Source organism: Mesorhizobium sp. M0830, from assembly GCF_040319965.1.
GTDB lineage: Bacteria > Pseudomonadota > Alphaproteobacteria > Rhizobiales > Rhizobiaceae > Mesorhizobium.
Map to the genome: position 1 here is coordinate 97,629 of NZ_JAMYOR010000018.1, position 9,553 is coordinate 107,181.

Genomic DNA, 9,553 nt, shown 5'->3' on the forward strand with positions numbered 1-9,553 from the left:
TGGCGAAATAGGCCGCCGGCCGGAGAATGTAAATGCACGTCAGTGACGCGGATCGGGCTGCGGTCCTTGGTTTGATGCATGCCGTTCTCCCAGAACCGGGTCACTTTCGGGCAACATGCATCAGCTTTCCGGCAGCGGAATGAACTCTTCCTCGTCTCCGGGAACAATATCGAAACGTCCCGTCTTCCATTCGTGCTTGGCCTGCTCGATGCGTTCCTTCGACGATGAGACGAAATTCCACCAGATGTAGCGCTGCGAGCCGAGCGAAGCGCCGCCGAACAGCATGAAATGCGCGCCGGTCTGCGACGATACGACGATCTCGTCACCGGGCCGAAACACCAGCAGCCGTTCGGCCGGGAAAGCGTCGCCCGAGATCGAGACCTCGCCTTCCAGTGTGTAGATGGCTCGTTCTTCCGCATCGGCGGGGATCTTCACGCTGGCGCCTGGCGCCAGGCGCAGATCGGCATAGAGTGTCTCTGTGTCGGCCCTGACCGGGGATCGCAGCCCTTGGAAATCACCAATGGCAATGCGGCCGCTAACGCCCTCGGCGTCGATCTCGGGCAACCGGAGTGCTGTGGTGTTCTCGAAAACCGGGGCTACATCTTCCTTGCCGTCTGGCAGCGCCAACCAGGTCTGCAGGCCGGAAATCGACATCGGCGCACCGCGCATTTCTTCAGGGGTGCGCTCAGAATGGACGATGCCGCGGCCGGCGGTCATCAGGTTTACGTCACCGGGCTGGATGACCATTTCGGTGCCGAGTGAATCGCGATGCCTTATATTGCCGTCGAACAGATAGGTGACCGTCGACAGACCGATATGCGGATGCGGGCGTACGTCGAGCGCCTGGCCGGCGCGCAGGATGGCCGGGCCCATGCGGTCGAAGAAGATGAACGGGCCGACCAACCGCCTCTTGGCGGTCGGCAGGGCGCGGCGAACCTGGAAACCGCCAATATCCTTGGCGTTGGGGATGACCATCAGTTCGATCTGGTCGCTGGCGAAGGCGTCGCCGGCCCCTGGGTCTTTCCCCGGGAAGAAGCTCATGCACTCTCCTTGTCAGCGCCAGAGGCAGCCTGGACGCTTCAGGCAAACCGGATCGCCGATTTCGCCCTTAGTTTGGCCGCCACTTCCTCGCGATTGCGAGGATGCTGATGGGTTTCGAGTGAATCGAGCAGTTCGCGCGCCGATGCCGCGATGGCTTCGACCGCGTGGTCGAAGGCATGCTGGTTCTGCTTCGAAGGCCGCGTCGTTCCGCTCAGCTTGCGGACAAACTGAAGTGCCGCGTCGCGGACTTCGTCGTTGGTCGCGGGCGGATCAAAATTGAACAGGGTCTTGATGTTTCTGCACATCGTTTCCGTATCTCCTCTTGTCCTGAGCTGTTTCAATCAAGACGAACTCTATGCTCAATCATGATCGTGTCCAAAAAGTCGGTGAGACGGCTGCGTCCCTCAGTCCGCGTCGAGCGGCTCCGTTCCAACCGGCTTGCCGTCACGCGACAGCCTGATCTTCTCGACCTTGTCCTCGGCTGCCTTCAGCAGCCGGTCGCAATGCGCCTTCAGCGCTTCGCCGCGCTCATAGATCTTGATCGACTGATCGAGCGGCACGTCGCCACGCTCAAGATCATCGACGATCTTTTCCAGCGCGTCGAGTGCCTGTTCGAAGCTCATCGCCTTCACATCGTCGTTGGTCTCACCGGCCATCATTCATCCTTTCATCAGTCGCCCGACATGGGCGGCGACCGAAAATGCCAATCCCTGCAGATCGTAACCACCCTCGAGCAGGCTGACGAGCCGGTCGCCGCTGTGACGCGCGGCGCGCTGCATCAGCTGGCCGGTCGCCCAGTCGAAATCGTCCTCGGTCAGGTTGATCTCGGCCAGCGGATCGCGGTGATGTGCGTCGAACCCGGCCGAAATGATGATCAGGTCGGGCGCGAAATTGTCGAGCGCCGGCAGCACGCGTGACAGGAAGGCATCGCGAAACACCTCGCTGCCGGTCTGCGGCGCCAGCGGTACGTTGACGATGTTGCCGGCACCGGTTTCGTTCTTCGCGCCGGTGCCGGGGTAGAGCGGCATCTGGTGCGTCGAGCAATAGAGCACCGACGGATCGTCCCAGAAAATATCCTGCGTGCCGTTGCCGTGATGCACGTCCCAGTCGACGACGGCAACACGCTCGATACCATGCTTCTTCTGCGCATAACGCGCCGCGATCGCCGCCGTATTGAACAGACAAAAACCCATCGCCGTGGTTTTTTCGGCATGGTGGCCGGGCGGCCGCGCCGCGACGAAGACATTGTCGGCGCGGCCTGCAAAGACGTCGTCGACGGCTGCATTGGCCGCACCGATTGCGGTGATCGCCGCCTGCCAGCTCTTCGGGCTGGCGGTGGTGTCGGCATCGATGCGGGCGATTCCCTCGTCGGGAATGGCGGCGCGCACGCGGGCGACGAAATCGGCGGGATGAGCATAGAGGATGGTGGCCTCGTCGCCTTCCGGCGCCTGGATACGATCGAGCGCGGCAAAAGCCTCGTCGTCCAGCACGCGCTCGATGGCGCGCAAGCGGTCCGGCCGCTCGGGATGGCCGGGCGGCGTGAGGTGCTCAAGGAAGATCGGATGGGTATAGAGACGGGTAGCCATCGTCCTAATCTAGTGACCCGGATCGGCAAAGGCCATGCACGGGCGGCCGATGACTGGGGAAAATCGCGCCTGCGTCCATTCGCGTCGCTGCAGGCATTGGCGTCGTCCGCGCTTCGGCGTAAGGTCCGTGACACTGCCTGGTGCCCGCCGCAAGCGGGAGAATCGGGAACACGGTTGAATTCCGTGGCGTGCCCAACGCTGTAAGGGGGACCGCGCCGGTATATGCCACTGTCGATGACGGGAAGGCACCGGACGCGGGTTGATCCCGAGCCAGAAGACCGGCCTGGCAGGCATCGTCATCCGCATGGTCAGGCGGTTGGCATCGATTGCAATCGCAAGGGGACAAGCGATGCCGGAACACATGACCGCTGCTGTTGGCGATGGATTTGAGCAGAATGCGCGCGATGCGGTGTATCGCGCCATGTTCACGCGGCGCGACGTCCGCAGCCATTTCCTGCCCACCGGGCTCGACGATGAGGTGCTGGCGCGGCTGCTGCTTGCCGCCCATCACGCGCCGTCGGTCGGCTTCATGCAGCCTTGGAACTTCATCGTCATTCGCGATGCCGAGCGACGGGAAAAGGTGCGCGACCTGTTCCTGGCGGCGCGCCAGCAGGAACTGCCCGCCATTGCGGAAGAGCGGCAGGCGCTCTACCGCAAACTCAAGCTGGAAGGCATTTGCGAAAGCGCGCTCAACATCTGCATCACCTGCGATCGCGAGCGTTCGAAGGGTTCGCCACTGGGACGCTCGCACAATCCGGAGATGGACCTCTATAGCACGGTCTGCGCGGTGCAGAATTTCTGGCTGGCGGCGCGCGCCGAAGGCGTCGGTGTCGGCTGGGTCAGCATCATCGAGGCGCAAGCGCTGAAAGGCCTGCTTTCTATTCCGGAGCATGTGACCCCGGTCGCCTATCTCTGCGTCGGCCGCGTCTCGGAGTTCGCGCCAAAACCTGACCTTGAAACGCATGGCTGGGGACGGCGGCTGCCGCTGCCGGAACTGATCATGAGCGAGACGTTTTCCGGGCAAGGTGAAGTGCTGCTCAAATCGACCGTGGCGCGCCTCAACACCGTTTCTGCCGCGCCGTCGAGCCCTCGCTGATCAGGGTGTCGCGCCGGCCGGTCCCCAGCGCGAGCCGCCAAAGGAGGCCAGCGCCTTGTCCTTGAGTTCCCTGAACTTCGACGACGCCTCCGCCAGCCGGGTGTCCCAGGCCGGATCTGGCACCTGGCCCGCGATGGTCTTGAAATAGACCTGCATCAGGCAAGCGATGGCGAAGGGCTCGATGAACGCCGCCTTGAAGGCCCAGGCGAAGACGATGGCTAGCACGAAGGCCCAGCCCGCCAATTGCCCTGGCATCAGGAAAAGAATGGCGGCGGCCGGCGCCAGCATCAGCAGGAAGATAACGAAGGATACGCCCCACATGATGACCGCCAGCCAGACGGCGTTCTTGACCATCACCTTGCCGTTCTGGGCATAGAGCACGACGCCTTGGCGCGCCGTCTCGAACGGCGAGGACGAATTGATGCGAATGTTGTAGCCGAGGATGATCTCGTCGACATAGGTCAGCGACAGGCGGATCACCGTGTTGATGAAGGAGACCAGACCGCTCAAACCCGGGATCGGCAGGAAGGCGGCGATGCCGCCGAGCAGGCCGGTGATGGCCCGGATGGCGCCCTTGACCAGCTGATCGACGACGAAAAGGATGTTGGCCTCGGCAAAACGCTGGGTGACGATATCCTTGGCGTAGGCGATCTGGTCCTGGCCGCCGGGAATGTCACGGCCGTCGATCAGATGGACCATCACGGCGATGTGGCCGGCCTTGACGACATAGAGGATGTATTCGCGGATCCAGTAGACGGCGATCGAGACGATGCCGAAACCGACCACCCCGCCCCACAAGGCAAAGGACATCGGCCCGTCGGGATCGGTGGAGATGTGGCCGACGCCATAGCCGACGGAGGCGCCCGTGCCGGTCGCCATGATGTAGGCCAGTGTGATGCCGAAATAGACGATCATGCGAAAGACAATGAACGGCCAGGTCCGCATCATGATGGACACCGACCTGCCGATATCGAAATCCCACATGCCCCGAATCTCCCCCTCAGAGGTGGTGAAAGAGGATGGACCCAACCCGGCGATTGTCAATTGCCGGCCGCGGCGCCGGGCCACCGATGGGATTTCAGTTCGGTTGCGAACCTGGCCTTTTGAGTAGGCCTTCGAGCAGTTGCTTGAACGCCACCACCACCTTCTTCGACGTCGCTTCGGGGTCGTTCGAATTGGCGATCCGTTGCGCCGCCTGGCTGCTCGCCCCATTGATCAGCCGCGAGGCAGTTTCGGGGTCGAGGCTGGAGACTACGACCCCCTCCTCCTGAAGCGCCGTCAGATGGCCGGTCATTGAAGCGATGCACGCATTGGCGTTCGGCCATTGTGCCGGATCCCCCAGAACGGCCGGGCCATCCCGGAACATGATGCGCTGGATTTCCGGCTCCAATGCCATCTCAATATAGGTCGTGCATTCGTCGACAAAATGCTGCCAGCGGGTCGGCGCTCTCGACGCGACCTCATCGATGCGTGCCGCCATCTCGCCGTCGATTTCGGTGATGACCGCCTGCAGCAGGCCCTTCTTGTCGCCGAAATGATGATAGAGCGCGCCGCGAGTCAGCCCGGCCGATGCGGTGAAATCATCCATCGAGGCTTCGGCATAGCCGATCGTGCCGAAAGCATGGCGGGCTGCCGCGATCAGCTTGGCACGCGTCTCGGCAATCATCTCCTTGCGGGGTTTGTGCATGGCTCCTGGCCCTATCCACATACGAACCGTATGCCAATTGACATACGCGGCGTATGCTCTATTTAACATTCATACGCATCGTATGTAATTGTCGAATCGTGCTTTGTCGAGGAACCAACCCATGCAAAATCCCTATTCGGAGATCTTTCGTGCCCCCGGAACCAAGGGCTTTGCCGCCGCGGGCTTCATAGCGCGCCTGCCGATCGCCATGGCGCCAATCGGTATCGTGGCAATGCTGTCGCAGACGCGCGGCGAATATTGGCTGGCCGGCGCCGTCGCCGCGACATTCGCGCTCGCCAACGCTTTCCTGGCGCCGCAGATATCGAGACTGGTGGATCGCCTTGGCCAGACGCGGATCGTAGTGCCCACCACCATCATTTCGGTGCTGGCTTTCGTCGTATTGGTTGCGGCCGCCAACCAAGACTGGCCGGTGTGGATGCTGTTCGTGTCGGCACTGCTGGCGGCGGCGATGCCAAGCATCCCGGCAATGGTGCGCGCGCGCTGGACCGAAATTTTTCGCGGGCGGCCTCAGATGAACACCGCGTTCGCCTTCGAGTCGGCGGCCGACGAACTGGTCTACATAGCCGGGGCATCGCTGTCGGTGGGCTTGAGTGCCGCCCTGTTCCCGGAAGCGGGCATGGTGGCGAGCACGTTGTTTCTCGCATTCGGATCGATCGCCTTCATCCTGCAACGCTCGACCGAGCCGCAAGTGCGACCGGTGGAACAGGGCTCTGGCGGCTCCGCAATCCGCCTGCGACCGGTTCAGATCATCACCTTCGCCCTGATCTTCGTCGGCGCAACCTTCGCGACGACGGAAGTGAGCACCGTCGCGATCACCAAAGAGCTTGGGCAACCGGCGGCCGCCAGCTTGGTCATCGGCGTCTATGCGCTCGGGTCGTTCGTACTGGGCATCATCGTCGGCGCGCTCAACCTGCAAGCACCGCTGCAACGCCAGTTGGCCATCGCAGTCGCCCTCGTCGCGCTTGGCACGCTGCTGCCGCTTACCGCCGACACGGTGCCTCTGCTGGCATTGACCGTGTTCATCAGCGGCGTTGCGATCTCGCCGACCTTCATAACCGCCTTCGGCCTGATTGAACGACACGTGCCGGAAGCAATGCTGACCGAAGGCATCACCTGGGTGATGACCGGCATCGGCATCGGCATGGCTCTTGGTTCCTTCGCCGCCGGTGCGGTGGTGGACGCATTCGGCGCTCAGAACGGGTTCTGGGTCTCGGTTGCTTCAGGCACAATCGCGCTGGCCACGGTGCTGCTTGGCCAGCGCAGCCTTGCTACGCGAGAATGTGACATGGACGGGTGCGAAACCGCCGCCATTCCTGCGGAATGATCGACGGGCCTGGGTTAAGGCCGGGAGCTACCGGCCAGCGCTCAGAGAATCTCGGTCTTGGCGATATGGATGCCAAAACCTTCGAGGCCGACATAGTGTCGTTCGCGCGAGGCAATCAAATTGATCGAGGAAATGCCGAGATCCTTGAGGATTTGCGCACCGAGCCCGATCTCACGCCACTCGTTTTCGCGGCGGCGCGCCTCTTCATGATCCTCGCGGTCGCCGCTCGCCGGCCGCTTGCGCTCCTGGTGGGCGACGCCGACGGAGCCCTCGCGCAGATAGACGATGACGCCGCGCCTGCGCTCGCCCATCGCCTTCATGATGGCGTCGAGGCGATGGCTGGTGCCGAAGACGTCGGTCACCACATCCTCGGAATGCAAGCGCACAGGCACCTCTTCCCCATCGCGGATATCGCCGAAGACGACGGCGACGTGATGCATGGAGTCCCATGGCAGCGTGTAGGTGAAGACCTGCGCCTTGCCGCCGAGCGTGTCGATTTCCGAGCAGGCGACGCGTTCGACCAGCGTTTCCTTGCGCTGCCGATATCCGATGAGGTCGGCGACCGAAACCTGCTTCAGGCCATGCTCTTCGGCGAAAGCCTGCACCTGCGGGCCGCGCTTGACGGTGCCGTCGTCATTGACCAGTTCGGAAATGACGCCGATCGGCGGCAGGCCGGCGAGCTTGCACAAATCGACCGCCGCTTCGGTATGGCCCGAACGCATCAGGACGCCACCTTCGCGCGCGATCAGCGGAAAGATGTGGCCTGGCCGGACGAAATCGGAGGCGCCGACATTGCCGTTGGCGAGGTTGCGCACGGTCAGCGTGCGGTCGTCGGCCGAAATGCCCGTGGTGGTGCCATGCTTGAAATCGACGCTGACCGTGAAAGCGGTGGTGTGCGCCGAATCATTGTCGGCGACCATCGGCGCAAGGTTCAGCCGCTTGGCTTCCTCGCGCGGCATCGGCGTGCAGACGATGCCGGAGGTGTGGCGAACGATGAACGCCATCTTTTCCGGCGTGCAATGGACGGCGGCAACAATCAGGTCGCCCTCGTTCTCGCGCCCGTCATCGTCCATGACGACGACCATCTCGCCGCGTTCGAAAGCGCGCAGGGCTTCGACGATTTTCTTCTGGTCGTAAGGCATAAGTGCTCGCTTCGCTCGCAGGGAATAAGGGAGTAGGGCAGTACGGGAGTAGGGAAAAGCAAAAAGATTTGGCTAGCCGGGCTAAGAGCGCAACATAGTCCCCTATTCCCCTATTCCCCTATTCCCCTATTCCCTTTCCCGTCTGTCCTCGATGCCGCAGATAGTGGTCGGCGATCGCACAGGCAACCATTGCTTCGCCGATCGGCACGGCACGGATGCCAACGCATGGATCGTGGCGGCCCCTGGTCATGATCTCGACGTCGTGGCCGTCCTTGTCGATCGATCTTCGCGGCGTCAGGATCGAGGAGGTCGGCTTGACGGCGAAACGGGCGACGATCGCCTGGCCGGTCGAGATGCCGCCAAGGATACCGCCGGCATTGTTGGACAGGAACACCGGCTTGCCATCATTGCCCATGCGCATCTCGTCGGCATTCTGCTCGCCGGTGATGCGGGCGGCCCCAAAGCCGTTGCCGATCTCGACGCCCTTGACCGCGTTGATCGACATCAGGCCAGACGCGATGTCCTGGTCGAGCTTGGCGTAGATCGGTGCGCCCAGGCCTGCCGGAACGCCGTCGGCGACGATCTCGATCACGGCACCGACCGAGGACCCCGCCTTGCGGATGCCGTCGAGATATCTAGTGAAGACGGGAACGGAAGCCGGATCGGGGGTGAAGAACGGATTTTCCGCGTCGCCGATGAAATTCCAGTTCCAGTTGGCGCGGTCTATTGCTTTTTCGCCCATAGACACCAGCGCGCCGCGCACCACCACGCCGGGCACAACCTTGCGCGCCAAGGCACCGGCTGCCACCCGCGCGGCCGTCTCGCGGGCCGAGGAGCGGCCGCCGCCACGATAATCGCGCACGCCGTATTTGACGTCATAAGTGTAATCGGCATGGCCGGGCCGATATTGACGGGCGATCTCGCCATAATCCTTCGAGCGCTGGTCGACATTCTCGATCAGCATCGACACCGGCGTGCCGGTGGTGATCATCGTCTCGCCGTCCTCGTCGAGGATGAAGCCGGACAGCACCTTCACTTCATCTGGTTCGCGACGCTGCGTCACGAAACGTGACTGTCCCGGCCGACGCTTGTCGAGTTCAGCCTGAATTTCGGCTTGGGTGAAGCGGATGCCGGGCGGACAACCATCGACGACGCAGCCGAGCGACGGGCCATGGCTTTCACCCCAGGTGGTGACGCGGAAAAGGTGGCCGAACGTGTTGTGAGACATAGAATGACCCTGCCCGGCAGCGGAGCCGGCTTGACGCATGACCCGAAAATCGAAGCGACGTTCGGAAAGGATCATGCGCAATCAAAAGTGCTACAGCGTCCTTTGCGCGTCCATGAGGCCGCGCGGCGCTGTAGTCTGCTTCTATTGGCGTTTTTCACAGGGGTCAAACTGTGATCTGGCGGATTTAGTTTTGACACATTCGGTTGGTTTCTGCTCTGCTCCATCCGCCGTTGAACGCCCGCCGCCATGCCGGTGCAATGACAAAGAGGAACGACTATGCGTACCCTGAATGGCGCCATTGCCGCCACACTGCTGCTTTCAACCGCTGCTTTCGCTGGCCAGACCGAAGGTTTGATCAAGAAGGTCGACAAGGACGCGCTGACGCTGACGTTGGATGACGGCAAGTCCTACAAGCTGAATGCCGAGAC

General features: G+C 62.4%; 11 protein-coding genes and 1 riboswitch. Of the genes, 3 read left to right on the forward strand and 8 right to left on the reverse strand.

Going from position 1 to position 9,553, the window contains the following annotated elements; translation table 11 throughout:
• Nucleotides 1–120: 120 nt before the first annotated feature.
• The 4 genes from NKI20_RS13780 to NKI20_RS13795 all read right to left on the reverse strand — a co-directional run bounded on the left by NKI20_RS13780 (nucleotide 121) and on the right by NKI20_RS13795 (nucleotide 2,627).
• Nucleotides 121–1,041, reverse strand: a complete 921-nt coding sequence (locus NKI20_RS13780; RefSeq protein WP_352831238.1) for a pirin family protein — start codon at nucleotides 1,039–1,041, stop codon at nucleotides 121–123.
• A gap of 38 nt (nucleotides 1,042–1,079) precedes the next feature.
• Nucleotides 1,080–1,346, reverse strand: a complete 267-nt coding sequence (locus NKI20_RS13785) for a DUF2277 domain-containing protein (protein ID WP_023759114.1) — start codon at nucleotides 1,344–1,346, stop codon at nucleotides 1,080–1,082.
• Between the two features lie 99 nt (nucleotides 1,347–1,445).
• Nucleotides 1,446–1,697 (reverse strand): exodeoxyribonuclease VII small subunit, encoded by a 252-nt coding sequence (locus tag NKI20_RS13790; RefSeq protein WP_352608991.1) that lies wholly within the window; start codon nucleotides 1,695–1,697, stop codon nucleotides 1,446–1,448.
• A gap of 3 nt (nucleotides 1,698–1,700) precedes the next feature.
• Complete coding sequence (locus NKI20_RS13795; RefSeq protein WP_352831240.1) at nucleotides 1,701–2,627, reverse strand: histone deacetylase family protein; 927 nt, start codon at nucleotides 2,625–2,627, stop codon at nucleotides 1,701–1,703.
• A gap of 121 nt (nucleotides 2,628–2,748) precedes the next feature.
• Nucleotides 2,749–2,928: riboswitch (cobalamin riboswitch) on the forward strand.
• Between the two features lie 48 nt (nucleotides 2,929–2,976).
• On the opposite strand from NKI20_RS13795, the gene bluB reads away from it, so the two are divergent.
• On the forward strand, nucleotides 2,977–3,723 hold the full coding sequence (gene bluB / locus NKI20_RS13800) for a 5,6-dimethylbenzimidazole synthase (protein ID WP_352487354.1): 747 nt from the start codon (nucleotides 2,977–2,979) through the stop codon (nucleotides 3,721–3,723).
• On the opposite strand, the gene NKI20_RS13805 is transcribed toward bluB, so the two are convergent.
• Complete coding sequence (locus NKI20_RS13805; protein WP_352608993.1) at nucleotides 3,724–4,707, reverse strand: hypothetical protein; 984 nt, start codon at nucleotides 4,705–4,707, stop codon at nucleotides 3,724–3,726.
• 94 nt (nucleotides 4,708–4,801) lie between these two features.
• On the reverse strand, nucleotides 4,802–5,410 hold the full coding sequence (locus tag NKI20_RS13810; protein WP_352831242.1) for a TetR/AcrR family transcriptional regulator: 609 nt from the start codon (nucleotides 5,408–5,410) through the stop codon (nucleotides 4,802–4,804).
• Nucleotides 5,411–5,531: 121 nt separating this feature from the next.
• On the opposite strand from NKI20_RS13810, the gene NKI20_RS13815 reads away from it, so the two are divergent.
• Nucleotides 5,532–6,755: an MFS transporter gene (locus tag NKI20_RS13815; RefSeq protein WP_352731174.1), complete on the forward strand. Its 1,224-nt coding sequence runs from the start codon at nucleotides 5,532–5,534 to the stop codon at nucleotides 6,753–6,755.
• A 41-nt stretch (nucleotides 6,756–6,796) separates the two neighbouring features.
• Here NKI20_RS13815 and ribB read toward each other — a convergent pair whose 3' ends face one another.
• Complete coding sequence (ribB, locus tag NKI20_RS13820) at nucleotides 6,797–7,897, reverse strand: 3,4-dihydroxy-2-butanone-4-phosphate synthase (protein WP_352831245.1); 1,101 nt, start codon at nucleotides 7,895–7,897, stop codon at nucleotides 6,797–6,799.
• 118 nt (nucleotides 7,898–8,015) lie between these two features.
• Nucleotides 8,016–9,125 carry a chorismate synthase gene (gene aroC / locus NKI20_RS13825; protein ID WP_352831247.1) on the reverse strand — a complete coding sequence of 370 codons (1,110 nt, stop codon included), beginning with the start codon at nucleotides 9,123–9,125 and terminating at the stop codon, nucleotides 8,016–8,018.
• Nucleotides 9,126–9,401: 276 nt separating this feature from the next.
• On the opposite strand from aroC, the gene NKI20_RS13830 reads away from it, so the two are divergent.
• On the forward strand, nucleotides 9,402–9,553 hold a 152-nt coding region (locus tag NKI20_RS13830; protein ID WP_352831252.1), incomplete at its 3' end, for a DUF1344 domain-containing protein.

Coding starts and splice junctions, on each gene's coding strand:
- NKI20_RS13795 (WP_352831240.1), bottom strand. CDS start 2,627: ATGGCTACCCGTCTCTATACCCATCCGATCTTCCTTGAGCACCTCACG.
- NKI20_RS13780 (WP_352831238.1), bottom strand. CDS start 1,041: ATGAGCTTCTTCCCGGGGAAAGACCCAGGGGCCGGCGACGCCTTCGCC.
- NKI20_RS13815 (WP_352731174.1), top strand. CDS start 5,532: ATGCAAAATCCCTATTCGGAGATCTTTCGTGCCCCCGGAACCAAGGGC.
- aroC (WP_352831247.1), bottom strand. CDS start 9,125: ATGTCTCACAACACGTTCGGCCACCTTTTCCGCGTCACCACCTGGGGT.
- NKI20_RS13810 (WP_352831242.1), bottom strand. CDS start 5,410: ATGCACAAACCCCGCAAGGAGATGATTGCCGAGACGCGTGCCAAGCTG.
- NKI20_RS13785 (WP_023759114.1), bottom strand. CDS start 1,346: ATGTGCAGAAACATCAAGACCCTGTTCAATTTTGATCCGCCCGCGACC.
- NKI20_RS13805 (WP_352608993.1), bottom strand. CDS start 4,707: ATGTGGGATTTCGATATCGGCAGGTCGGTGTCCATCATGATGCGGACC.
- ribB (WP_352831245.1), bottom strand. CDS start 7,897: ATGCCTTACGACCAGAAGAAAATCGTCGAAGCCCTGCGCGCTTTCGAA.
- NKI20_RS13790 (WP_352608991.1), bottom strand. CDS start 1,697: ATGGCCGGTGAGACCAACGACGATGTGAAGGCGATGAGCTTCGAACAG.
- bluB (WP_352487354.1), top strand. CDS start 2,977: ATGCCGGAACACATGACCGCTGCTGTTGGCGATGGATTTGAGCAGAAT.